Source organism: Streptomyces sp. NPDC020731, assembly GCF_044334705.1.
GTDB lineage: Bacteria > Actinomycetota > Actinomycetes > Streptomycetales > Streptomycetaceae > Streptomyces.
Genome location: NZ_JBIRTN010000016.1, coordinates 12139 through 35118, shown reverse-complemented (window position 1 = coordinate 35118; position 22980 = coordinate 12139). Strand labels below are relative to the sequence as shown.

At 72.1% G+C, this 22980-nt stretch carries 16 protein-coding genes and 1 riboswitch; of the genes, 7 read left to right on the top strand and 9 right to left on the bottom strand.

All coding sequences use genetic code 11. The features are described 5' to 3' along the window. Nucleotides 1-11 precede the first annotated feature (11 nt). The 4 genes from nuoL (at nucleotide 12) to recQ (ending at nucleotide 7309) form a co-directional block, all read left to right on the top strand. On the top strand, nucleotides 12-1976 hold the full coding sequence (gene nuoL, locus ACH4VX_RS24010) for an NADH-quinone oxidoreductase subunit L (RefSeq protein WP_398369941.1): 1965 nt from the start codon (nucleotides 12-14) through the stop codon (nucleotides 1974-1976). A 5-nt stretch (nucleotides 1977-1981) separates the two neighbouring features. Next, complete coding sequence (locus ACH4VX_RS24005) at nucleotides 1982-3553, top strand: NADH-quinone oxidoreductase subunit M (RefSeq protein ID WP_398369939.1); 1572 nt, start codon at nucleotides 1982-1984, stop codon at nucleotides 3551-3553. Then, a complete protein-coding gene (gene nuoN / locus ACH4VX_RS24000; protein ID WP_398369938.1) occupies nucleotides 3550-5199 on the top strand; it encodes an NADH-quinone oxidoreductase subunit NuoN in 1650 nt (549 codons plus the stop codon). Before ACH4VX_RS24005 ends, nuoN begins: the two co-directional genes overlap by 4 nt. A gap of 175 nt (nucleotides 5200-5374) precedes the next feature. Continuing rightward, a complete protein-coding gene (gene recQ / locus ACH4VX_RS23995) occupies nucleotides 5375-7309 on the top strand; it encodes a DNA helicase RecQ (RefSeq protein ID WP_398369936.1) in 1935 nt (644 codons plus the stop codon). A 136-nt stretch (nucleotides 7310-7445) separates the two neighbouring features. On the opposite strand, the gene ACH4VX_RS23990 is transcribed toward recQ, so the two are convergent. Together ACH4VX_RS23990 and fahA are read right to left on the bottom strand one after the other, a co-directional pair. Continuing rightward, nucleotides 7446-8384, bottom strand: a complete 939-nt coding sequence (locus ACH4VX_RS23990; protein WP_398369934.1) for a M56 family metallopeptidase — start codon at nucleotides 8382-8384, stop codon at nucleotides 7446-7448. Between the two features lie 219 nt (nucleotides 8385-8603). Beyond that, complete coding sequence (gene fahA, locus ACH4VX_RS23985; RefSeq protein WP_398369933.1) at nucleotides 8604-9818, bottom strand: fumarylacetoacetase; 1215 nt, start codon at nucleotides 9816-9818, stop codon at nucleotides 8604-8606. Between the two features lie 243 nt (nucleotides 9819-10061). Here fahA and ACH4VX_RS23980 point away from each other — a divergent pair, with 243 nt between their 5' ends. Both ACH4VX_RS23980 and ACH4VX_RS23975 read left to right on the top strand, forming a co-directional pair. Beyond that, nucleotides 10062-11363 (top strand): DegT/DnrJ/EryC1/StrS family aminotransferase, encoded by a 1302-nt coding sequence (locus tag ACH4VX_RS23980; protein WP_398369931.1) that lies wholly within the window; start codon nucleotides 10062-10064, stop codon nucleotides 11361-11363. Further along, nucleotides 11356-14019, top strand: a complete 2664-nt coding sequence (locus ACH4VX_RS23975; protein ID WP_398369930.1) for a lipopolysaccharide biosynthesis protein — start codon at nucleotides 11356-11358, stop codon at nucleotides 14017-14019. Before ACH4VX_RS23980 ends, ACH4VX_RS23975 begins: the two co-directional genes overlap by 8 nt. A 20-nt stretch (nucleotides 14020-14039) precedes the next feature. Here the strand turns inward: ACH4VX_RS23975 and ACH4VX_RS23970 are convergent, their stop codons facing one another. From ACH4VX_RS23970 to ACH4VX_RS23945, 6 genes are all read right to left on the bottom strand, one after another. Beyond that, nucleotides 14040-15143: a glycoside hydrolase family 26 protein gene (locus tag ACH4VX_RS23970; RefSeq protein ID WP_398369928.1), complete on the bottom strand. Its 1104-nt coding sequence runs from the start codon at nucleotides 15141-15143 to the stop codon at nucleotides 14040-14042. 50 nt (nucleotides 15144-15193) lie between these two features. After that, nucleotides 15194-15607 (bottom strand): hypothetical protein, encoded by a 414-nt coding sequence (locus ACH4VX_RS23965; protein ID WP_398369926.1) that lies wholly within the window; start codon nucleotides 15605-15607, stop codon nucleotides 15194-15196. A gap of 25 nt (nucleotides 15608-15632) precedes the next feature. Then, on the bottom strand, nucleotides 15633-17552 hold the full coding sequence (locus ACH4VX_RS23960) for a hypothetical protein (RefSeq protein ID WP_398369924.1): 1920 nt from the start codon (nucleotides 17550-17552) through the stop codon (nucleotides 15633-15635). Between the two features lie 73 nt (nucleotides 17553-17625). Then, nucleotides 17626-18420, bottom strand: coding sequence for a polysaccharide deacetylase family protein (locus ACH4VX_RS23955; protein WP_398369922.1), 795 nt, complete (start codon nucleotides 18418-18420; stop codon nucleotides 17626-17628). Beyond that, nucleotides 18417-19703, bottom strand: coding sequence for a glycosyltransferase (locus tag ACH4VX_RS23950; protein ID WP_398369920.1), 1287 nt, complete (start codon nucleotides 19701-19703; stop codon nucleotides 18417-18419). Before ACH4VX_RS23950 ends, ACH4VX_RS23955 begins: the two co-directional genes overlap by 4 nt. Before the next feature lie 22 nt (nucleotides 19704-19725). Then, nucleotides 19726-20796, bottom strand: a complete 1071-nt coding sequence (locus ACH4VX_RS23945) for a GNAT family N-acetyltransferase (RefSeq protein WP_398369919.1) — start codon at nucleotides 20794-20796, stop codon at nucleotides 19726-19728. Nucleotides 20797-21018: 222 nt separating this feature from the next. Between ACH4VX_RS23945 and ACH4VX_RS23940 the strand changes: the two genes are divergently transcribed. Next, a complete protein-coding gene (locus tag ACH4VX_RS23940) occupies nucleotides 21019-21891 on the top strand; it encodes an HAD family hydrolase (RefSeq protein WP_398369917.1) in 873 nt (290 codons plus the stop codon). Here ACH4VX_RS23940 and ACH4VX_RS23935 read toward each other — a convergent pair. Continuing rightward, nucleotides 21855-22343, bottom strand: coding sequence for a transglycosylase SLT domain-containing protein (locus tag ACH4VX_RS23935; protein ID WP_398369916.1), 489 nt, complete (start codon nucleotides 22341-22343; stop codon nucleotides 21855-21857). The two genes, ACH4VX_RS23940 and ACH4VX_RS23935, sit on opposite strands and share 37 nt — an antisense overlap. Nucleotides 22344-22348: 5 nt before the next feature. Continuing rightward, a riboswitch (cyclic di-AMP (ydaO/yuaA leader) is annotated at nucleotides 22349-22517 on the bottom strand. Between the last annotated feature and the right edge of the window lie 463 nt (nucleotides 22518-22980).

Genomic DNA, 22980 nt, shown 5'->3' with positions numbered 1-22980 from the left:
GCTGCTGAATCGTGGAGAACCTGATTGCGCTGCTGGTGGCGGCGCCCCTGCTCGGAGCGGCGGTCCTGCTGTGCGGCGGACGCCGGCTGGACGCCGTCGGCCACTGGATCGGCACGCTGCTCGCGGCCGTCTCCTTCGCGCTCGGCCTGGTGCTGTTCACCGACCTGCTGGGCAAGGGTGCCGAGGAACGCACCGTCACGCAGCACCTGTTCAGCTGGATCCCGGTGGAGGGCTTCCAGGCCGACGTCGCCTTCCGGCTCGACCAGCTGTCGATGACGTTCGTCCTGCTGATCACCGGCGTCGGCTCGCTCATCCACCTGTACTCCGTGGGGTACATGGAGCACGACGAGCGGCGCCGCCGCTTCTTCGGCTATCTGAACCTGTTCCTCGCGGCGATGCTGATCCTCGTCCTCGCCGACAACTACCTGCTGCTGTACGTCGGCTGGGAGGGCGTCGGTCTCGCCTCCTACCTGCTGATCGGCTTCTGGCAGCACAAGCCCGGCGCGGCGACGGCGGCGAAGAAGGCCTTCCTGGTCAACCGCGTCGGTGACATGGGCCTGTCGATCGCGATCATGCTGATGTTCCTGTGGTTCGGCACCTTCGCCTTCGGGCCGGTGCTCGGCACCCTGGAGGAGCCCGGCCTCGCCGGGCAGGCCGGCGAGGGCAAGCTCACCGCGATCGCCCTGATGTTGCTGCTCGCAGCCTGCGGCAAGTCCGCGCAGGTGCCGCTGCAGTCCTGGCTCGGGGACGCGATGGAGGGCCCGACCCCGGTCTCGGCCCTGATCCACGCCGCGACCATGGTGACGGCGGGCGTGTACCTGATCGTCCGCTCCGCGGCCGTCTTCAACGGCGCCCCGGACGCGCAACTGGTCGTCACCATCGTCGGCGCGGTCACGCTGCTGTTCGGTGCGATCGTCGGTTGCGCGAAGGACGACATCAAGAAGGCGCTGGCCGGCTCGACCATGTCGCAGATCGGCTACATGGTGCTCGCCGCCGGTCTGGGTCCCATCGGCTACGTCTTCGCGATCATGCACCTGGTGACGCACGGCTTCTTCAAGGCCGGACTGTTCCTCGGCGCCGGCTCCGTGATGCACGGCATGAACGACGAGGTCGACATGCGCCGCTACGGCGGACTGCGCAAGTACATGCCGGTCACGTTCGTCACCTTCGGGCTCGGCTATCTCGCGATCATCGGCTTCCCGGGCCTGTCCGGCTTCTTCTCCAAGGACAAGATCATCGAGTCGGCGTTCGCCAAGGGCGGCACCGAGGGCTGGATCCTCGGCGCCTGCGCCCTGCTGGGCGCGGCCATCACCGCGTACTACATGACGCGCGTGATGCTGATGACGTTCTTCGGCGAGGAGCGCTGGCGCAACGCGCCGACGCCGTCCCCGGCGGAGCCGGACGTGGAGCCCGCCGCGAAGACACGCGGCGCGTACGAGCCGCCGCACCCGCACGAGTCCCCGAAGATCATGACGATCCCGATGATCGTGCTGGCCGTCGGGTCGGTCGCGGGCGGTGCCTTCTTCAGCATCGGCGACCGCTTCATGCACTGGCTCGAACCCATCACCGGGCACGACCACGGTCACGCGCCGATCAGCGCCATGACGGTGACCGCCGCCACGGTCGCCGTGATGGTCATCGGCGTGGCGGTCGCCTGGGCCCAGTACGGGCGCCGTCCGGTGCCGGCCGTCGCCCCGCGCGGGTCGCTGCTCACCCGGGCCGCCCGGCGCGACCTGCTCCAGGACGACTTCAACCATGTGGTCCTGGTCCGCGGCGGTGAGCACCTCACCCGCTCGCTGGTGTACGTCGACCACACCCTGGTCGACGGGGTCGTCAACGGCACGGCGGCCTCCATGGGCGGCCTGTCCGGGCGGATGCGCAGGCTGCAGAACGGCTTCGCGCGGTCCTACGCGGTCTCCATGTTCGGCGGCGCGGCGGTCCTCGTCGCCGCGACCCTGCTGATGAGGGCGGTCTGATACCGATGTCCTTTCCTCTGCTGACAGCGACGGCGGTGCTCCCGGCCATCGGGGCGATCGCCACGGCCGCCGTACCGGCCGCGAAACGCACGGCCGCCAAGTGGCTGGCCCTGCTGTTCTCGCTCGCCACGCTCGTGCTGGCGATCGTCGTCCTGGTGCGGTTCGACCCGGACGGCGACCGCTACCAGCTCACCGAGTCCCACGCCTGGATCGCGGACTTCGGGGTCCGGTACGAACTGGGCGTGGACGGCATCGCGGTGGCGCTGATCGCGCTGACCGCCCTGCTGATCCCGTTCATCGTCCTGGCGGGCTGGCACGACGCCGACCCGCTGGAGACGGGAAGCAAGAGGTGGCGGCCGACGCAGGGCTTCTTCGCCCTGATCCTGGCCGTCGAGGCGATGGTGATCCTCTCCTTCGAGGCCACCGACGTCTTCCTCTTCTACATCTTCTTCGAAGCCATGCTCATCCCGCTGTACTTCCTCATCGGCGGCTTCGGGGACCGTGCCCACGAGCACGGTGAGGAGACGGCGGCGACGCAACGGTCGTACGCGGCGGTGAAGTTCCTGCTCTACAACCTGGCCGGCGGTCTGATCATGCTGGCCGCGGTGATCGGGCTGTACGTGGTCGCCGGGAACTTCTCGCTCACCGAGATCGCCGAGGCGCGGGCCGACGGCTCGCTGGACATGGCGACGAGCACCGAGCGCTGGCTGTTCCTCGGCTTCTTCCTCGCCTTCGCGGTGAAGGCGCCGCTGTGGCCGCTGCACACCTGGCTGCCCAACGCCATGCAGGAGTCCACCGCCCCGGTGGCCGTGCTGATCACGGCGGTCGTCGACAAGGTGGGCACCTTCGCGATGCTCCGCTTCTGCCTCGGGCTGTTCCCGGAGGCCAGCAAGTGGGCGACGCCCGCCATCCTCGTGCTGGCGGTCATCAGCATCATCTACGGCGCGCTGCTCGCGGTCGGCCAGCGCGACATCAAGCGGCTGATCGCGTACGCGTCGATCTCGCACTTCGGCTTCATCATCATGGGCATCTTCGCGATGACCAGCCAGGGCCAGTCCGGGGCGACGCTCTACATGGTCAACCACGGCATCTCGACCGCCGTGCTGATGCTGATCGCCGGGTTCCTGATCTCGCGGCGCGGCTCCCGGCTCATCGCCGACTACGGCGGTGTGCAGAAGGTCGCCCCGGTGCTCGCCGGCACCTTCCTGATCGGCGGGCTCGCGACCCTCTCCCTGCCGGGGCTCGCGCCCTTCGTCAGTGAGTTCCTGGTCCTGGTCGGCACGTTCACGCGCTACCCGGTGATCGGCATCATCGCCACCTTCGGCATCGTCCTCGCCGCGCTCTACACCCTCGTCCTGTACCAGCGGACGATGACCGGCCCGGTGAAGCCCGAGGTCTCCGCGATGCCCGACCTGAGGGTGCGGGAGATCGCGGTGGTGGCACCGCTGGTCGTGCTGCTGGTCTTCCTGGGCGTCTACCCGAAGCCCGTCACGGACGTCGTGAACCCGGCGGTGGAGCACACCATGTCCGACGTACAGAAGAAGGACCCCCAGCCCGAGGTGGAGGCCGCCAAGTGAGCGCAACAGCCGTCCACAGCCTGTGGACAACGGCGGCCGACCCGATCTCGAAGATCGACGCGCCGAAGATCGAATACGGACAGCTCGCACCCACCCTGATCATCGTCGGAGCGGCGGTCCTCGGGGTGCTGGTCGAGGCGTTCGTACCGCGCAGGTCGCGCTACTACGCGCAGATGTTCGTCGCCGTGGTCGCGCTGGCCGCCGCCTTCGCCGCGGTCGTGGCGCTCGCCGCCGACGGCTACGGCACCACCAAGGCGGGCATCGTGGCGATGGGCGCCATCGCCGTCGACGGGCCGGCCCTGTTCCTCCAGGGCACGATCCTGCTCACGGCCATGGTCGGCCTGTTCACCTTCGCCGAGCGCCGGCTTGACCCGGAGGCGCACGGCAACCGGGTGGACTCCTTCGCCGCGCAGGCCGCGTCCGTACCGGGCAGCGACAGCGAGAAGAAGGCGGTCAAGGCCGGGTTCACCACCACCGAGGTGTTCCCGCTGCTGCTCTTCGCGGTCTCCGGCATGCTGGTCTTCCCGGCGGCCAACGACCTGCTGACGCTGTTCGTGGCGCTCGAGGTCCTCTCGCTCCCGCTGTACCTGCTGTGCGCGCTGGCCCGCCGCAAGCGGCTGATGTCGCAGGAGGCGGCGGTCAAGTACTTCCTGCTCGGCGCGTTCGCCTCCGCGTTCACGCTGTTCGGCATCGCGCTGCTGTACGGCTACTCGGGCTCGATGTCGTACGCCACGATCGCCCAGGTTGTCGACGGCACGGTCCAGGACGTCAACCCGGCGCTCGCCGACACCATGGGCAACGACGCGCTGCTGCTGGTCGGCGCCGCGCTGCTGGTCATGGGCCTGCTGTTCAAGGTCGGCGCCGTCCCCTTCCACATGTGGACGCCCGATGTGTACCAGGGCGCCCCGACGCCGGTGACCGGTTTCATGGCGGCGGCGACCAAGGTGGCGGCGTTCGGCGCGCTGCTGCGGATCCTGTACGTCGTGCTGCCGGGTCTGCGCTGGGACTGGCGGCCGGTCATGTGGGCCGTCGCCATCGTCACCATGCTGGCCGGTGCGATCGTGGCGATCACCCAGACCGACATCAAGCGGCTGCTGGCGTACTCGTCGATCGCGCACGCGGGCTTCATCCTCGCGGGTGTCATCGCGACCACGCCGTCGGGCATCTCGTCCGTCCTCTTCTATCTGGCGGCGTACTCGTTCGTGACGATCGGCGCGTTCGCGGTGGTCACGCTGGTCCGGGACGCCGGCGGCGAGGCGACGCACCTGTCGAAGTGGGCGGGCCTCGGCCGTCGCTCCCCGCTCGTGGCGGCGGTGTTCGCGGTGTTCCTGCTGGCCTTCGCGGGCATCCCGCTGACCTCGGGTTTCTCCGGGAAGTTCGCCGTGTTCAAGGCGGCGGCCGAGGGCGGAGCGGCCCCGCTGGTCGTGGTCGGTGTGATCTCGTCGGCCATCGCGGCGTTCTTCTACATCCGCGTGATCGTCCTGATGTTCTTCAGCGAGCCGCGCCCCGAGGGCCCGACCGTCGCGGTGCCGTCACCGCTGACGATGACGGCGATCGGGGTCGGCGTGGCCGTCACGGTGGTGCTGGGCGTCGCACCCCAGTACTTCCTGGAGCTGGCGGGGGACGCGGGAGTGTTCGTGCGCTGATACGGCCCTCACCAGCACGTCGACTTCGGCCCGGCACCCTTCGGGGGGTGCCGGGCCGAAGTCGTCGGGTGAGCGGCCTGTGGACAACTCCGGAGCTGTCGGTGCGGACCCCTATCGTGGAGGCAGTGGTCGAGGGACGGCTCACGGGGGCACGGTGACGGGCGGTAGTGGCGGGATGACAGTGACGGAGAGTGAGGCGCTGGCCGCGCTGCACCGGGTGTTCGGGTACGACGCCTTCCGCGGTGAGCAGGAAGCGGTCATCGAGCATGTGGTCACGGGCGGCGACGCCGTCGTGCTCATGCCGACCGGTGGCGGAAAGTCGCTCTGCTACCAGATTCCGGCCCTGGTCAGACCGGGTACGGGAGTCGTCGTCTCCCCGCTCATCGCGCTGATGCAGGACCAGGTGGACGCGTTGCGGGCGCTGGGCGTGCGGGCCGGGTTCATGAACTCCACGCAGGACTTCGACGAGCGGCGCGTCGTCGAGGCGGAGTTCCTCGCCGGCGAGCTGGACCTGCTGTACCTCGCACCGGAGCGGCTGCGGCTGGACAGCACCCAGGACCTGCTCTCGCGCGGCAAGATCTCCGTCTTCGCGATCGACGAGGCGCACTGTGTGTCCCAGTGGGGCCACGACTTCCGGCCGGACTACCTCATGCTGTCGGTGCTCGGCGAGCGGTGGCCGGACGTGCCCCGCATCGCGCTCACGGCGACGGCCACGCACGCCACGCACCGGGAGATCACCGAGCGGCTCGGCATGCCGGACGCCCGGCATTTCGTGGCGAGCTTCGACCGGCCCAACATCCAGTACCGGATCGTGCCCAAGGCGGACCCCAAGAAGCAGCTGCTGAGCTTTCTCCGCGGGGAGCACGCCGGGGACGCGGGCATCGTCTACTGCCTGTCGCGCAACTCGGTGGACAAGACCGCCGAATTCCTCAGTCGCAACGGCATCGAGGCGGTGCCGTACCACGCGGGCCTCGACGCGGGGACGCGCGCCAGGCACCAGGCGCGGTTCCTGCGGGAGGAGGGCCTGGTCGTGGTGGCGACCATCGCGTTCGGCATGGGCATCGACAAGCCGGACGTCCGGTTCGTCGCCCACCTCGACCTGCCCAAGTCCGTCGAGGGCTACTACCAGGAGACGGGCCGCGCGGGACGCGACGGGCTGCCGTCCACGGCCTGGATGGCGTACGGGCTCAACGACGTCATACAGCAGCGCAAGCTGATCCAGTCCGGCGAGGGCGACGAGGCGTTCCGGAGGAGGGCCAACCAGCATCTGGACGCGATGCTCGGCCTGTGCGAGACCGTCCGGTGCCGGCGAGGCCAGCTTCTCGCCTACTTCGGCCAGGATCCCGACCCGGCGGGCTGCGGCAACTGCGACACCTGCCTCATCCCGCCGGAGACCTGGGACGGGACCGTCGCGGCGCAGAAGGTGCTGTCCACGGTGGTGCGGCTGCAGCGGGAGCGCGGGCAGAAGTTCGGCGCGGTGCAGATCGTCGACATCCTGCTGGGGCGGCGCACGGCCAAGGTCATCCAGTTCGACCACGACCAGCTGTCGGTGTTCGGCATCGGCGAGGAGCTGAGCGAGGCCGAATGGCGCGGCGTCGTGCGCCAGTTGCTCGCCCAGGGACTGCTCGCCGTCGAGGGGGAGTACGGCACGCTGGTGCTGACCGAGGCGAGCGGGGCGGTGCTGCGGCGGGAGCGGGAGGTGCCGCTGCGCAAGGAGCCGGAGAAGCCGGCGGCGGCCCGGGGCACGAGCAGCCGGGGCGAGCGCAAGGCCAAGGCCGCCGCGGCCGAGCTGCCCGCGGAACTGGCCCCCGCGTTCGAGGCGCTGCGCGCCTGGCGTGCCGAGCAGGCCCGCGAGCAGGGAGTCCCGGCCTACGTCATCTTCCACGACGCCACGCTGCGGGAGATCGCCACGGTGTGGCCCACGTCGGTGGCCGAGCTCGGCGGGATCAGCGGCGTGGGGGAGAAGAAGCTGGCGACGTACGGGGAGGGTGTGGTGGCCGTGCTGGCCGGGCTGACGGCGCCGGGGGACGGCGGTGCCGGGTCCGACGACCCCGGCCGCCCGGACGACTGGCCCGACGTGGACACCGAGCCGGAGCCCGACTGGATGTAGGCGACCGCGTGGTGGGGCTGGACGGGGGTGTTGCGCAGCCCGGCGTCTGCGGGGTGCCGGTGCGCCCACCCGTGCCGCTGGGGGCGCCTCCCAGGCCCTTGAGGCACTGGGGGAGGCACGGCTGCCCGCACTTGAGTCACGGCAGTGCTGTCAGGCCCGGTGCGAAGGTGATCAGCAGGGGGACGAGTGGGACCAGGGCCGCCGCGGCCGTCGTCAGGGCGCGGCGGCGGCGGCCGAGGCGGGGCGGGGGTTCCAGGAGGCGGTCGACGCGTTCGCCGAGCAGGCGGTGGCTGGAGGCGCAGGACAGCACGCCGCGGTGCTGGTTGAGCTCGATCAGCGCCAGTGCCGTGGTCAGGTGGCCGCAGCGGCGGGAGGCCGTGTCGTCGGCGGACAGTTCGACCAGACGATGGGTCTGGTCGCAGAAGTGCGCGAACAGCGGGATGCGGGGGAAGCCGGTGGCCAGTGCGGTGGAGAGGTGCAGCAGCCAGTCGTGACGGGCGCGGGCGTGGCCCCGCTCGTGGGTGAGGACGGCGTCGAGCTGGTGGTCGGTGAGCCGCTGCAGGGCGCCGGTGGTGACGATCAGCTGGGGCGGGCTGCCCGGCATCCACCAGGCGTCGGGGTACTCGTCCTCCAGCACCAGCAGGGGGCCGCGGGCCGCGGGCAGACCGGCGGGCAGATCGGGGGCGCGTTCCCGCAGATGCGCCCTGGCCCGGGTACGACGGGCGCGGGCCTCGACCAGTTCCCGCGCGAGCATCGCCGTCGTCCAGGCCGCCCCACAGGCCAGCAGCACGGTGAGGACGCTCGTCCAGGGCGACGCCGCGGACAGGTCGTACGCCGCGGTCACCGCGGGCGGGGCCGGCGCGAAGAGCTGGGCGCGGACCGTGCCGAAGCCGGCCGCGGCCCCCAGCGCGAGGGCCGTCAGACAGCACAGCAGGACCGTGGCGACCAGGCACTGCCACGCCCACAGGGCGACCACGGGTTCCCGCTCCGGCCACTTCGCCCGGGTCAGCACGCGGGGTACGGGCACGGCGGCCGTCACGGCGACCACGCTCAGCAGGAGCAGGCAGACGGTCATGCCACGGGCTCCGAATCCTGTCGGAAGGGGCGGCTCGGGGGCGTGCGGTTCGTGCGGGGGTGCGTGTTGTGCGGGGGGTGCGGGTCGTGCGGGGGGTGCGGGTCGTGCGGCAGACGAAGGGGGCGCGGCCCGGGCGACGCGCACACCGCCCGATGCCGATTATGACGGCGAAGGGCGGTGTGGGTCAGGTGTCGTGGGGAACGGGCAGGGCCGGGCGGGTCAGACCGTGGGGACCACCCGTCCCGTGACCTCGCCGAGACCCACCCGGACACCGTCCGGTCCCGGCGCCCAGGCCGACAGCGTCACCACGTCACCGTCCTCGAGGAACGTCCGCTTCCCGTCGGGGAGTTCGAGGGCGTCACGGCCGTTCCAGGTCAGTTCGAGGAGCGACCCGCGTTCCCGCTCGGCGGGGCCGCTCACCGTGCCGGAGCCGTACAGGTCGCCGGTGCGCAGACAGGCACCGTTGACGGTCATGTGGGCGAGCTGTTGGGCGGCCGTCCAGTACATGGTGGAGAAGGGGGGCTCGGAGACGACATGACCGTTGACGGTGACGGTGATCCGCAGGTCGTAGCCGCCGGGTTCCTCGTCCGCGTCGTCCAGGTAGGGCAGCAGCTCGTGGGTGCGCTCCGGCGGCGCGACGCGGGCCTCCTCCAGGGCGTCCAGCGGGGTGATCCAGGCCGACACCGAGGTGGTGAAGGACTTGCCGAGGAACGGGCCGAGGGGGACGTACTCCCAGGCCTGGATGTCGCGGGCGGACCAGTCGTTGAGGAGGCAGAGGCCGAAGACGTGGTCGCGGAAGTCGCCGAGCGGCACCGGCCGGCCCAGCTCGGACGGCACACCGACCACGAAGCCGACCTCGGCCTCGATGTCCAGCCGGACGGACGGCCCGAAGACCGGGGCGGCGTCGGTGGGTGCCTTGCGCTGGCCCGAGGGGCGTACGACGTCGGTGCCGGACACCACGACCGTGCCGGAGCGGCCGTGGTAGCCGATCGGCAGATGCTTCCAGTTGGGGGTGAGGGAATCGGCGGCATCGGGGCGGAACATCTTGCCGACGTTCCGGGCGTGGTTCTCGGAGGCGTAGAAGTCGACGTAGTCCGCGACCTCGAAGGGAAGGTGCAGGGTCACCTCGGACAGCGGGTGGAACAGCGGCTCGACGGTCTCCCGGTGCGCCGGGACGGTCACCCACGCCGTGAGCGCCCGCCGCACGTCCGACCAGGCCGTGCGGCCCGCCGCCAGCAGCGGGTCGAGGGCCGGGCGGGCGAGCAGGGAGGCGTACGGCGAGCCCAGGGCGTGTGCCGCCGCGCCGGCGTCGAGGACGTGGTCGCCGAGCCGGACGCCCACGGTCCGCTCCGGCGAACCGGGCGGCGAGAAGACGCCGTACGGCAGGTTGTGCGGGCCGAAGGGATCGCCCTCGGGGACATCGAAGGGGGGCATCGGGTGCTGCCTCGCTTTCGTGTGCGCAGGTGCTCCACGTGTCTGTGGCCGTGCCACACGTTACGGGTGGGACGGCGGTCTTGGGCAGAGCCGACGTGGTGGCGCACCCCGCTTCCCCTTGCGTACCGGAAGTTATCCACAGGACGTGACGCAATCTTGACGGAGCGGTGCGAACAGGGCGACTCTGGGCGGGTGCCGGAAGGTCTCGGGGAGGGGACGTTCCGAAGGCACACTGGGGGGCGGATGGCCATTGGGGAGGCCGGCCCGCGCTCGGCGCGCTCGGGATCGCAGCCGAAACGGCTGGAAGAGACCATGCGCGGTCGGCTCGGCCGGGAGTGTGTGTACGTGCCGTCATGCAGGTTCGGGCTGTTCGTGGCGCTGCGCCACTGGTGCCCGCCGGGCGGCCGGGTACTGATGTCGCCGGTCAACGACGACGTCATCTTCTTCGTGGTGCTGGCGGCGGGACTGCGGCCGGTACAGGCGCCGTTGAATCCGTTCGACGGATCCATCGACATCGACGCCGTGCCCGAGGAGACGTGGGGCTCGCTGTCCGCCGTACTGACGACGAACCTGTACGGCAACCCGGACCCGGCGCCGGAACTGCGGGCGCGCTGCGACGCGTCGGGCATCCCGCTGATCGAGGACGGGGCGCACGCGATCGGCAGCGAGGTCGGCGGGCGGCCGGTCGGGGCCTGGGGCGAGGCCTCCGTTTTCAGCCTCTCCAAGCATGCCGGCGCCCAGGCGGGCGGCATCCTCTCGCTCGCCGACCCGAGCCTGGCCGAGGCGGTGCGGGCCACCTGCGACGAGCTGCTCACCCCGCCCCGGCCTGCGTCCGAACTCGCCTATGCCTTACGGCCGTACGCCGAGGCCGCCGTACGGGGGCTGGGGCTGCGGCGGGCCGCCTGGGCCACGTTGGGGCTGCTGGGGCTGGCGGAGCGCGACGGGATCAGGATGCCGCTGCGTCCGGAGGCACTGGCCCGGGCCGTCGGCGCGGCCCCGGACCTGACCGCGCACGACCCCTGGGTCCGCGTCGACATGCACACCTACCGCCTGGAGTCCGGCCCGCTGCGGCTGCGGCGCATCCGGCGCAGGCTCGGACGGCTGGACGAGGTGCTCCGGTTCTGCCGGGACGGCACCGAACTGCTGCTGTCGACCCGGTGGGCCCGGCCGGGGGAGGGAAGCCGGGCGCAGCCGCTGTTCCGGGTACCGCTGCTGGTGGCGGACCGGGACGCGGCGATCGCGGCACTGGCCCGGCGCGGGATCGTCGTCGGCTACCTCTACGACCCGCCCCTCGACGACTACGCGGGGGAGGAGTTCACCGATCCGTCGCCCGCGCCCGAGGCGGCCCGCTGGTTCGCGCGGCACGCGCTGCCGGTGGACCCGCTGCGGGCGAAGGAAACCGTCGACGTGCTGGAGCGGTCCGGCGCGCGACCGGCCGAACCGCCGGAGGAACTCACGCGGTCCGGCGCGCGGCCGGCCGGACCGCCGGAGGACCTGACACGGCCGGGGACGTCGGCCGACGGGCTGGGGCCGGCCCGTGACTGACATCCGGGTGCACGAGCCCACCGCGGTGCGCGCCGACGGCGGGCCCCGGCCCGCCGGGAACACGCCCGGCTCCGACTCCCTGTTCAAGAACGCCTACTTCCTGATGCTCAGCACGGGCGTGTCCGCCGTCCTCGGCCTGGGGTTCTGGCTCGTGGCCGCCCGCTACTACTCCGAGGACGCCGTCGGCCAGGGCTCCGCCGCGATCGCCGCGATGCGGCTGCTCGCCAGCATCACCGCGACCACGATGATCGGCGCCGTGGTCCGCTTCGTACCGCGTGCGGGCCGTGAGACCGGACGCCTGGTGTGGGGCGTGTACGTGGCGAGTTCGGTGGTCGTCACCCTGGCCGCGGCCGTCTTCCTGCTCACACTCGACCAGTGGGGCCCCTCGTACGCCCCCCTCGGCACACCGATGGCCGGGGCGCTGTTCGTCGCGGCGTGCGTGGCGTGGGCGCTGCTCACCCTCCAGGACGGCGTGCTCACGGGGCTGCGCAAGGCCGAGTGGGTGCCGGCCGGGAACGCGATGTTCTCCGTCGGGAAGCTCGTCCTGCTGGCCGTCTTCGCGAGCGCGCTGCCCGCACTGGGCATCTTCGTGTCCTGGGCCGTGGCCATCGCGTTCTCCACACTGCCGCTCGGCTGGCTGATCTTCCGCCGGCTCATCCCCCGTCAGACCGCCGCCGACCACGACGTGGAACCGCCCGGCCTGCGGTCCATGGGCCGCTTCCTGGCCGGTGACTCGCTCGGCGCGCTGTTCAGCCTGGCGATGATCAACCTGCTGCCGGTGATGGTCGCGGTCCGCTTCAGCGCGGCGGAGAACGGCTACTTCTACGTGGCGTACACCGTCGGCGGCACGATGGAGTTCATGGCCATCAACATGGCCTCGTCGCTCACCGCCCACGCCTCGCACGACCCGCGTCAGCTCGCCGACGGGGTGCGGGGGGCGCTGCGCCGGATGACGCTGCTGCTGGTGCCGGTGGTCGCGGTGCTGGTCGTCTTCGCGCCCTGGATCCTCACGCCGTTCGACGCGGACTACGCCGAGCACGGCTCGACCGTGCTGCGGCTGCTCGCGCTCGGTGCGCTGCCCCGGGTGGTCGTGGAGCTGTACATCGGGGTGCTGCGGGTGCAGGGGCGCACCGGTGTGCTCGCCGCGCTCCAGGGCGCGATGTGCGTGCTGGTGCTGGGCAGCGCGGCCGTGCTGTTCACTCCGGCGGGGATCGCGGGGGCCGGATGGGCGGTGCTGGTCAGCATGACGCTGATCGCGGTCGTCTCGGTGTTCGGGCTGCGCGCGGCGCTGCGCCGCGACGACGCCCCGCCCGCCGACCGGGCCTCCGCCGCGGACTACGGCACCCGCTGGGCGCGGTTGAACGCCACCGCCGGATACGGCACCGGCTGGGCGCGCCGGGCCGCGTACGGGCACAAGGGCCCGGGGGAGGAGGACGAGGACACCGTCACGCTGTTCATCGGCCGCCCCGGCTACGAACGGGAGGCCCTCCAGGCGGACACGCTCGCGTTCGTCGTACGGTCGCAGGCTCCGGACGCGCGGGGGGAGGAACCCGGCCGCGGAGGGCCGTCCTCCGGCGAGGGGACCGACACGGAGGAGGAGACCTCGGGGCCGCGGGAGGAACCGGCCGAGGACGGGAAGACGGAGGACGGGAAGACGGAGCCGGACGTGCGGGACGAGCCGTGCGACCGGGAGGACCGGGAGGACCGGGAGGACCGGGAGGACCGGGAAGGCCGGGAGGACCGGGAGGACCGGGAAAGCAGGGAAGGCCGCGAAGGCCGGGACGGGGCGGACCGGCCCGTCGCGGCCGCCGGGTCGGGGGCCGGTGGCCGCCGGCACGTCTGGAGCGCCCTCCCGCAGCCCGTCCGGCCGGCCCTGCCCGCGCGGGGAGCCGACGCGCCGTCGGAGGTGCCCTCGAAGGAGGGGCGGGTCCCCGCCGGGGCGAGCGTCACGCCGTGGGCCGGCGAGGCGCGCCCCGTCGTGCCGCCGGCGCCCGATGGGGACTCCGACCGCCGGCTCGGAGGAGTCCTCTGGTCCCTGCTCGGCCTCGCCATCCTCGTCTTCTGGATCTCGGTGCGCGGGCTCCCCTGGTTCGACGGGGGCGACGGGGGCGACGGTGGTGAGCCCACGGGGCGCCGGCTGCTGGAAGGGCTGCCGCTGCCCGCGCTCGCCGCGGGGGGACTGCTGTTCCTGGTCTTCGTCGCCTCGGTGACGTTGTGCGGGCGGCCGGACCACCGGCTGTCCGGCACCGCGCTGGGTGCCGCCCTGGTCGCCCTGCACGCCGCACCCGTCGCCCTGGGGTGGGAGCCCGAGCCGGTGGACGGGGCGTCGTACTCCGAGGCGGCCGGTTTCCTCGCCGAGGGGGTGGGGCTCACCGGGCCCGGTCCCCTGCTGCGGTGGGCACCCCTGGTGTTCCAGCTGCTGTGTCTCGTACCGCTGGGGCTGCTGCTCGCACGCGCGGCCGGGCGGCTGAGGTGGCCGGTCTGCTGGGGTGTCCTGTATCTCGTCGCGGTGGCCGGCTGGGTGTGGCGGCAGGCGCTCGCGCCGGTCGCGCCGCCGCTGCTGGTCGTGCTCCTCGGACTCCTGCTGCTGAGCCGGGCATGGCCGGCGCCGGGACCGGCGCCCCACGGCGGACGGAACGGCCCGCCCGGCCACTGAGCCGAACCGCCGCGCGGTACTCAGCGGGGCGGCACGGGCTGCTGGAAGTACCCGTTCCGCCCCGCTTCCCGGTAGCCGTCGAGCCCCGGGCCGCCGTTGACGGTCAGATCGCACTCGGGTTTCCCGGAGGTCGGCCGGTTCCAGTGCACCAGGGCCTTCACCTCCGGGAGCTTCTTCACGGCGCCGGGGATCTCGGTGTACCAGTCGCGCTGGCGCCGCGGGTCGTCGGCGTCGGGCGCGGTGGCGAACTCCGCGAGCATCACCGGTTTGTCGTCGGTGACGTTCGCGCGCAGCCATTCGTAACTGGGCTGCTGGCTGCGCAGGAAGTCCTTCCAGTCGGTGGTGTCGTGGCAGCCGTAGTAGTTGTACTGGTCCATCGCGATCCAGTCGACGTACTCGTCCCCGGGGTAGAGGGCCTTCATCTCCTTCGCGCCGCCGAGGTAGCCGGAGACGGTCCACACCCACACGACGTTGTCGGCCCCCAGTTCACGGAACCGGTCGTGGAGATGGCGGTACGCCGCGACGAACTCCTCCGGGGTGCCTGCGCCCTCCTTGATGCGGGCGTCGGTCTCCTGGTCGAAGGAGAAGAAGACACGTTTGCCGTAGGCCTTGAGGCGCCGGATCTGCGGGTCGAGGATCTCCTCGTCGTACTTCCCCGAGGCGATGTTCTTCCAGCCGAGCTGGGTCTCCGTCCAGTTCTCGTGGTGCGGCTCGGTCCAGACGGTGGACTCCCAGGCCAGCATGAGCAGCCGGTCCTTGCCGAGTTCCTGTTCGTCGGGGGTGAGCAGCTGCCCGTCGAGCTCGGTGCCCGACATGTCGTGGTAGTTGTAGACGAGATCGAGCTTGCGGCCGATCCTCTTCTCGAAGCCGGTCACGGCGTCCTCGAGCGAGCCGTTCGCGGCGTACGGCACATAGGCGCCCCACCAGGCGCCGCAGGGCGGCACCAGTGTGTCGGTGGGGGCGCAGGGGCCGGTGGGCACCTCCCCGGAGGCCGCGTTGTCGGGTGTGGCGTCCCCGGAGGACTCCGGATCGTCGGAACGGCCGGCCCAGATCCCGAGCCCGGCGAGCAGCGCGGCCACCGCCACCAGGACGACCGCCGTGCAGCCGCGCCTCGCACGCCCCATGCCCCTCACCCCGTGCCACTTGGTCGGTTTGCGCCGTCGGTGCGGCCCCGTCATGTGCCGCCCCTGCCGGCGGGCCTGCGCCTGGCGCGTTCCGCCGCGCCGCGCCGCGCGGCGGGCAGTGGCAGCCCCGGCAGGGCCGCGGCGATCGTGGTGAAGACGGCGAGCGAGACGAGGAAGGCGGTCATCGAGAAGCCCTCCACCAGGAACAGCGAGGTGGCGGTGAGCACGCCGAGCGAGAGACTGAACGGCGCGGCGAGCGCGACGGCCTCCAGCCTGGCTCCGGCGGCCAGCCCGCCCGGCTGCGGATACAGCGCCGCGCAGCCCGGACCGAACAGGGTGAAGAGCAGCACCGGGATCCAGCGCAGTGGTGAGGGGCCGGGCACGGCGGTGGCGGCCAGCGCGAGCCAGCCCGAGACCGCGACGAGGACTCTGAGGTGCGTCGGGGTGACCCGGACGGCGTTCATGGACTGGCCTTCATCGTCACTTCGATCACCTTGTGGTCGTTGCTCGGGCGGCCGGGCGGTACTCCAGGACGATGCCGTAGGGACGGCTCTCGACGGTCCGGAAGAGCGGCGAGGCCGACAGCTTCGAACGCAGCGTCTCGAAGCCGCCGGGCGGCAGCAGGCCCTCCCCGGCGGTGTAGACGTCCTGGGTGCGGGTGAGGACGACGTACGTCCTGGTTCTCGGCGGAATCCCGTCGGCGAGGTAACCGGCCGGGTCCTTCAGCATCTTCTCGTTCTCGGGCAGCTCCTGCTCGGCGAAGAACCAGTGCTCGAGGCGGTCGTACCGGTGCAGCGCCTGCGGGAAGGAACCGCTGGTGGCGAGGATCAGCGAGCCGTCGGGGGCGTTGTCGAGGGCCCGTGTGACCAGCGCGGTCTCCTCGGGCGGCGTGTAGTACATCTTCTCCTTGCCGTAGTAGGACGGCAGGAAGCCGGCCGGCAGCACCAGCAGGACGGCGGGCAGGACGACGGCCGAGATCCTGCGCCGCAGCACCTTGGCCCGGTCGTCGCGGGTGCCCCCGACGGCCGGTACGAGCGCGGCGGCGGCGAAGAAGGCCGCGCCGGGAAGCCCGAACAGATAGACACGGAAGAGCATTTCGCCGCCGTAGTCGTTGACGGCGAACAGCGGGACCGGGGCGGCGGAGACCAGCAGCAGCGGCAGCGCGCTGCGGACCAGCCGCGGCCGCAGCACGAGGGCGGCGCCGGCGAGCGCGGCGACCGCGAGCACCATCAGCACGTTGGCGGTGCCCGCGAGTTCGGGCCCGGGGCCGGTCAGCTGCCCCGCGTAGCCCGCGCGGGAGTTCTGCGTCAGCTCGCCGATCGACTCCTTGAGCGTGGAGAGCGTCTCGACGAACAGCGGCCGGCCCATGGTCAGGTCCCACGTGAGCATCAGCAGCGCGGTGACGGCCAGCAGCCCGTAGTTGCGGTAGCGGCGCGTGAGGCTGAGCGCGAACAGGCAGATGCAGAGCATCACCGGGGTGAGCTGGTGCGTGGCGTTGACGGCGGCGATCAGTGGGGCGAGGATCACCACGCAGATCGCGCGCTGCCGGTTCCCCGTGGGCGGCGGCACGGGGGCGGCGGCCGGGTCGAGGAAGGTGCGGTCGCGCAGCCGCCCGGCGGAGCCGGGGCGCACGAAGTGCCGCAGCACCACCGCGACGACCGTCAGATGCAGCAGGTACGCGAGCCCCTGCGGGGCGAAGTAGTCCTGGCCCACCCAGTTGGCGAGCTGGAAGATCCACACAGCGGTCCACACCAGCCGCCAGTCCTGGCAGAAGGTGCGGTAGATCAGGACGAGCACCGGCATCATCAGCAGGCCGAGGACGATCGGCGCCCAGTTGACGTACGCGGCGGCGTTCTCCACGCCGAAGGCACGCACCAGGCCGGCGTTGAGGGTGAAGAAGCCCGGCCACTGGTCGTACGCGGACATGTTGCCCGACAGTGCCGCTCCCGGCCGCAGTTCACCGTTGGCGAGCAGTGTGTCGACGACGGCGTCGTGCTTGGAGGCCCACGGGTAGCGCACGGCGTCGTACAGCATCGCCGGTGGTGCCTTGAGCGCGAACAGCAGTGCGGCGCAGTGCGCGGCCGGCCACCAGGGCGCGGTGCCCGCGCGCCGCAGACCGAGGACGAAGCCGGCGGTGAGGACCAGCAGTGAGAGGTAGTAGGCGGCCGGCAGGCGGTCCAGCAGGCCGTAGTCGCCCATCTCCCGGAAGCCGATGCGGGGCAGCGCGTGGAACCACAGCCCGGCGGCGAGCAGCAACGTCAGCAGGCCGGCGTCGGGCGGACGGCGCGGGATCGGCCAGGACCTGCGGCCACCACCGGTGCCCCGCCCCCGGTCCTCCGGGCCGGTGGCCGGGTCGCGCGTGGGCAGCGCACTGCTCTCAGCGGTCGGTACGGGCACATGTTGCTGCACGCCGAGGCTCCCCTCCCCCAGACCGAGTATAGGAATTACCGCTGTTTTTCACATCAAAATCGTCAGACTCGTCTCAACCGGCGAAGACGGGACCGTGCACGGCGGCGCGGGCCCGGCGGTACCAGCGCCAGGCGATGGTCCTCGGCCCGTCCCGGTACGGGGCGATCCGCGCGCCGCCGCCCGCCAGCCAGGCCTCGACGTCGGCGACGGTGTGGCCGCGGCGGACGATCAGGCGGGCGATGCGGTAGCGCTCGTCCCGGTCCGAGCTGAGCGCGTGCCGCACGGCGGTCGCCGTCCGGTAGCCGGCGCGGGCGGCCATGGCGCGCACCCGGGGGCTGTTGTAGCCGTGCGGATAGGCGAGGTGGGGGACGGGATGGCCGAGGGCGTCCTCCAGCACGGCCTTGGAGTCCAGCAGTTCGGCGCGCAGCTGCTTGGTGGTCAGGGTGTCCAGCTGGGCGTGGGTGACCGTGTGGCTGCCGATCTCCATGCCGGACCGTTCCAGCTCCACCGCCCGGTCCAGGGTCATCATCGGGGCGGGCGGCAGCAGACTGCGGCCGCCGGGGGCGATGGCGCCGGTGGTGAGGTACGCGGTCGCGGGCAGCGCGCGCTCGGCCAGGGCGTCGGCGGTGGGGCCGGGCAGGTCGGCGAAGCCGTCGTCGAAGGTGAGCAGCACCGGCCGGGGCGGCAGGGCGGCCCGCCCGGCGAGGTGCCCGGCGAGGGCGCTGATGGTGACGGGCGTGCGGCCGCTGGCCACGACGGCGTCGAGATGGGCCGCGAACTCCTTGGGCGTGACGGTGAACTCGGCGATCCAGTCCGGCGGATCGTCCATCACCGCGTGGTACAGGAAGACGGGTATGGCCGGGTTCATCCCGTCCCCCGTCCCGCGGTGTTCCCCAGCGCTCGCCGCGCCCGCAGATATCCGAGCGGCCCGTACACCATCCCCTTGCGCTGCAGCCGCGACAGACGGCGTGGCCAGGGATGGGTGCGGGTGTCGTGCGCCCCCGGCGCACCCCCGCCGGCGTCCGTGTCGCGCACCTCGGTCAGCGCGCGGGCGCGGGCGAGACCGCGCGGCAGCCGGGCGAGGAAGGCGGGCAGCAGCGCGGGCCGGTTGACCAGGACCGCGGTGAGGTAGGCGGTGAGACCGGCGCCGTAGCCGTACGCCTGGGTCTCCAGGTCGGCCCAGGTCTCCCGGTGGTGGTGCCACACCAGCGCGTACGGCGTGTAGTGCAGCCGGTGCCCCTGGGCGAGGACGCGCACGAAGCCGTACAGGTCGTCGCCGCCCCGGGCGGGTGTTCCGGCGCCGGTGGCCGGGTCGAAGCCGCCGACGGCACGCAGCACCTCCGTACGGAAGGCCATGTTCGCGCCGGAGCCGAAGCGGCCCGCGGTGAAGGGGAACAGCGGCTCGTCGCGGGGCGGGTTCCGGGGGTCGTACGTCGTCGGCGTGAAGCCCTTCGCGAAGCCGCCGTGGCTCTCCAGCAGGACCTGGGCCGGGGTGTGCAGCCGGGCGGGCAGGATCAGGCCGGTGGCGCAGCCGAGCCGGGGGTCGGCGGCGAAGGGCGCGGTCAGTTCGGTGAGCCAGCGGGGATCGGCGACCACGTCGTCGTCGGTGAACGCGACGACCTCGCCCCGCGCCACCGCCAGCCCCCTGTTGTGCGCGACGGCGAGTCCGGGCACCGGCTCGCACACGTACCGCACCCGCTCGCCGTACTTGCGTTCCACCAGCTCACGGGTCTCGTCGGTCATGGGCGCGTTGTCGACGACCACGACCTCGAACCGCGGATGCTCCTGCGCGAGCAGCGAGTCCAGCGCCCGGGCGAGCTGTCCGGCCCGCTCCCGGGTGGCCACGACGACCGAGGCGTACGGCGGCTGCCCGCCGCCCTTCGCCTGCACGGCCTCCCGCACCGCCCCGGAGGCCGCCTCCGTCAGCACCGCTCGCGGGTCCGCGCCCTCCGGTACCCGTGCCAGCAGGGTCCCCACCGGGCGGCCTGCCCGTCTGAGCAGCAGGAACACCTCGCCGTGGGTCACCGGCGGGCTGCCCGGGCCGGGTCTCGGCGCGGGCTCGTCCTCGTCCAGGTCCAGTTCGGCGACCTGCACCGCGCCGATCGCCAGGAACCGCCGTATCTCCTCCTGCGTACCCGCTCTTCGGGACACCCGCCCTCCCCCTCCTCGCGACTCACGACCGGCGCAGCCGTGCCGCGCCCTTCAGGGTCCGCGCCGCCAGCGCCGCCAGGCGCGGACGGGTGCGGACGAAGCTGTGCGTGCGGCGTGCGGGCTCGCGGCTCAGCCGGTGCAGCGCGGCGCCCACGCCCGGACGGGTCGCCGCCCCCTCGTAGACGGCGAGTTCGCCGGTCTTCAGCGAGTCCTTGTACGCGGCAGGACCGCGCCCCAGGTCGAGCATCACGATGCCCTCGGCCGCCGCCGCCTCGGCCATCCGCAGATGCAGCACGAGGCCGGGCGAGTACTTCGCGAACTCCGGTTCGTACGAAGGGAACCAGCAGGCCAGGACGGACGCCGACCGCAGCCCGAAGTGCGCGGCGACGGGGCGGTCCCCGGCGTACAGGACCGACAGCGTGCCCGTGCACTGGGCGGCCCGGGTCCCGGCGAGCCGGCCCACGAGCCGGGTGATCCACTCCCGCGCGAACCGGTCGCGCCGCCCGGTCCTGCGGTACTGCGCCGACTTCCACTCCATGAGCGCGCGCAGCGCGGCCGGGTCGCGTTCGTCGAAGACGAACCGCACGGCACCGGCCTGGCGGCCCAGCCTGCGTTCCTTGGCCAGCGTGGTCTTCAGGAACTTCGGCGACCGGGTGCGCAGCACCGACTCGTACGTCTCGTAGCCCTTCTCCACGTCGATGACGTACGTGGCGTGTTCCTCGACCGCGTACGGCAGGAACAGCCCCTGGTCCGCCTCCAGGTTGTCGAAGGCGAAGCTCGACACCGAGCAGCCCCGCAGCAGTTCACCCGTCTCCGGGGCGACACCGGGACCCAGGATCGCGCCCTGGCAGTCCGACACCCCGAGCCCGATCGCCCGGCCCTGCCCCAGCACACCCCGCTCGTACGGCAGGAAACCCGCCGGCTGCGCGCCCTCGTACAGCACGGCGACCCGGGCCCCCGGCCGCACCCGGGCCACGGCGATGCTGAACTCCGGTTCCATGAACGGGTTGCGCGGTGCGTCCGTCGCGGCGCGCAGTTCCCGCCAGCGCTCCCGCTCCCCCTCGCCGAGTTCCTCGGGCCTCAGCACGCGCATGCGTCCACTGCTCACCTGACCCCCCGATCAAGTCCCCCCTGGACTCTTGGAAGGTACCGCCCGGGACCGGGCGGACGGTAGATAGCGGACCATGTTCTTGCCAAACGGGGAAAGAGTCCTGAACCGGTCCTTACCTGGCGTCCGAAGAAGGAGAAGCGCACCGAAAGCGAGCGCAAACGGGCACGGTGAATCGGTCCGTCGGGTTGTCCGTATTCTCTGATCATGGCCGCACCCACCGCTTTCTCGCTCATCGCCACCGACCTGGACGGGACGCTGCTGCGCGGCGACGACACCCTCTCCGACCGGTCCCTCGCCGCGCTCGCGCGGGCGGGGCGGGCCGGTGCGCAGCACCTCGTGGTGACGGGGCGCCCGGCCCCCGGAGTGCGGCCGCTCCTGGACGATCTCGGTTGCACGGGGCTCGCGGTGTGCGGACAGGGCGCGCAGGTGTACGACGCCGGCGCGGACCGGCTGCTGTGGTCCGTGACGCTGGACCGGGAACTGGCGGAGACCGCCCTCGGCAAGATCGAGGCCGAGGTGGGGGAGGTGTACGCCGCGGTCGACCAGGACGGGGTCGACGGGCTGACGCTGATCGAGCCCGGCTATCTGATGCCGCACCCGACGCTGCCCGCGGTGCGGGTCGAGCGGCGCGGTGAACTGTGGGACCGGCCGATCAGCAAGGTGCTGCTGCGCCACCCGGAGCTGTCCGACGACGCGTTGGCGGCGGCGGCCCGGTCGGTGGTCGGTTCACTGGCCACGGTCACCATGTCGGGGCCGGGCACCGTGGAGCTCCAGCCGTGCGGGGTGACCAAGGCGACCGGGCTGGCGCTGGCCGCCGAGCACCTGGGGGTGAGCCCGGCGCGGACGATCGCCTTCGGCGACATGCCGAACGACATCCCCATGTTCGACTGGGCGGCCCACGGCGTCGCCATGGCCAACGCGCACCCCGAACTGAAGGCGGTGGCGGACGAGGTCACCACGTCGAACGAGGACGACGGCGTGGCCGTTGTCCTCGAGCGACTGTTCGGCGGGGCGGTGACGCTCGCCCGTCAGCGGGTGGCTCAGTACGCGCCGAAGACGTTGTCGATGGAGCCGTAGCGGTCGGCGGCGTAGTTGCAGGCCGCCGTGATGTTCGCGACCGGGTCGTACGGGTCGAAGGCGGTACCGGGCACGTGGTAGGCCGCGAAGGTCGGGTCGATGACCTGCAGCAGGCCCTTCGACGGGGTGCCGGCGGCGGCGTTGGAGTCCCAGTTGTTGATGGCGTACGGGTTGCCGGAGGACTCGCGCATGATGTTGCGGTGGATGCTCTCGTAGCTGCCCGGGATGCCGTTCTGCGCCATGATCGACAGCGACTCGCGGATCCAGCCGTCGAGGTTGTCCGGGTACGCCGTCACGGAGGCGGCGGTCGTGGTCGGGGCCGTGGTGGCCGCGGAGGCGCCGGTGGCGCCGAACAGCGGCAGGGCGACCACGGCGACGCCGGTGCCGGCGACGGCGAGGGAGCGGACGAGACGGCGGTTGCCGAAGCGGCTGAGCTGACCAAAAGCAGGCATGTCTGGGTTCCTCTCCTACGCCTGCGAGGTGAGCTGTCGGGTTCGGGCGGGAGAGTGCCCGGCCGTGCCCCTGCGGGCATGGCTTCACCCCTAGCCGTTCCGGCGCGTGTCCGGTCCGGCGGCTTACCTGGGTCCCCCGCTCCTGCCGTCTTGGATGATCGTCGTCGGTTGATGCGGGCGGCGGCAGGATTAGGCGTCCACCCGGCAGGCCCGGAACGTATGCGAGAGCACATGTCGGGAACAAGTGTGGACATCACACAAGGCACCGTTTGATCTTCCGATGGGGGTTTTGGGGTGCTTGATCCTTCGCGAATGCCAAGGGTCAACTCGGCGCCGTGGAAGGGGAGAAGGGGAGTGGTGGCCGGTGGCGGGGGTATCGGGTCACGCGTGACCCACTTCACTGGGGATCGCCTGTGGGCGCATTTCTCGCCAAGAGGAATTAGCTCAGCATTTGCGGCAAATCGGACGTCGGGGCGGGCAGGATGGTTCGCGTGACGAGGTGGGGCCCGGGAGGCGGGCCGGGAGCCGGGGTGAGGAGTGGATCGCCGCGTCGGGGAAAGTCGGGGAATGTCCGTTGTGATCAGCCGATCAAAAGCACTCCGCTCCTGATCCCGTATCGCCCTGCCCGTAACCCCGG

Coding starts and splice junctions, on each gene's coding strand:
- ACH4VX_RS24005 (WP_398369939.1), top strand. CDS start 1,982: ATGTCCTTTCCTCTGCTGACAGCGACGGCGGTGCTCCCGGCCATCGGG.
- recQ (WP_398369936.1), top strand. CDS start 5,375: ATGACAGTGACGGAGAGTGAGGCGCTGGCCGCGCTGCACCGGGTGTTC.
- ACH4VX_RS23990 (WP_398369934.1), bottom strand. CDS start 8,384: ATGACCGTCTGCCTGCTCCTGCTGAGCGTGGTCGCCGTGACGGCCGCC.
- fahA (WP_398369933.1), bottom strand. CDS start 9,818: ATGCCCCCCTTCGATGTCCCCGAGGGCGATCCCTTCGGCCCGCACAAC.
- ACH4VX_RS23980 (WP_398369931.1), top strand. CDS start 10,062: ATGGCCATTGGGGAGGCCGGCCCGCGCTCGGCGCGCTCGGGATCGCAG.
- ACH4VX_RS23970 (WP_398369928.1), bottom strand. CDS start 15,143: ATGGGGCGTGCGAGGCGCGGCTGCACGGCGGTCGTCCTGGTGGCGGTG.
- ACH4VX_RS23965 (WP_398369926.1), bottom strand. CDS start 15,607: ATGAACGCCGTCCGGGTCACCCCGACGCACCTCAGAGTCCTCGTCGCG.
- ACH4VX_RS23955 (WP_398369922.1), bottom strand. CDS start 18,420: ATGAACCCGGCCATACCCGTCTTCCTGTACCACGCGGTGATGGACGAT.
- ACH4VX_RS23945 (WP_398369919.1), bottom strand. CDS start 20,796: ATGCGCGTGCTGAGGCCCGAGGAACTCGGCGAGGGGGAGCGGGAGCGC.
- ACH4VX_RS23940 (WP_398369917.1), top strand. CDS start 21,019: ATGGCCGCACCCACCGCTTTCTCGCTCATCGCCACCGACCTGGACGGG.
- ACH4VX_RS23935 (WP_398369916.1), bottom strand. CDS start 22,343: ATGCCTGCTTTTGGTCAGCTCAGCCGCTTCGGCAACCGCCGTCTCGTC.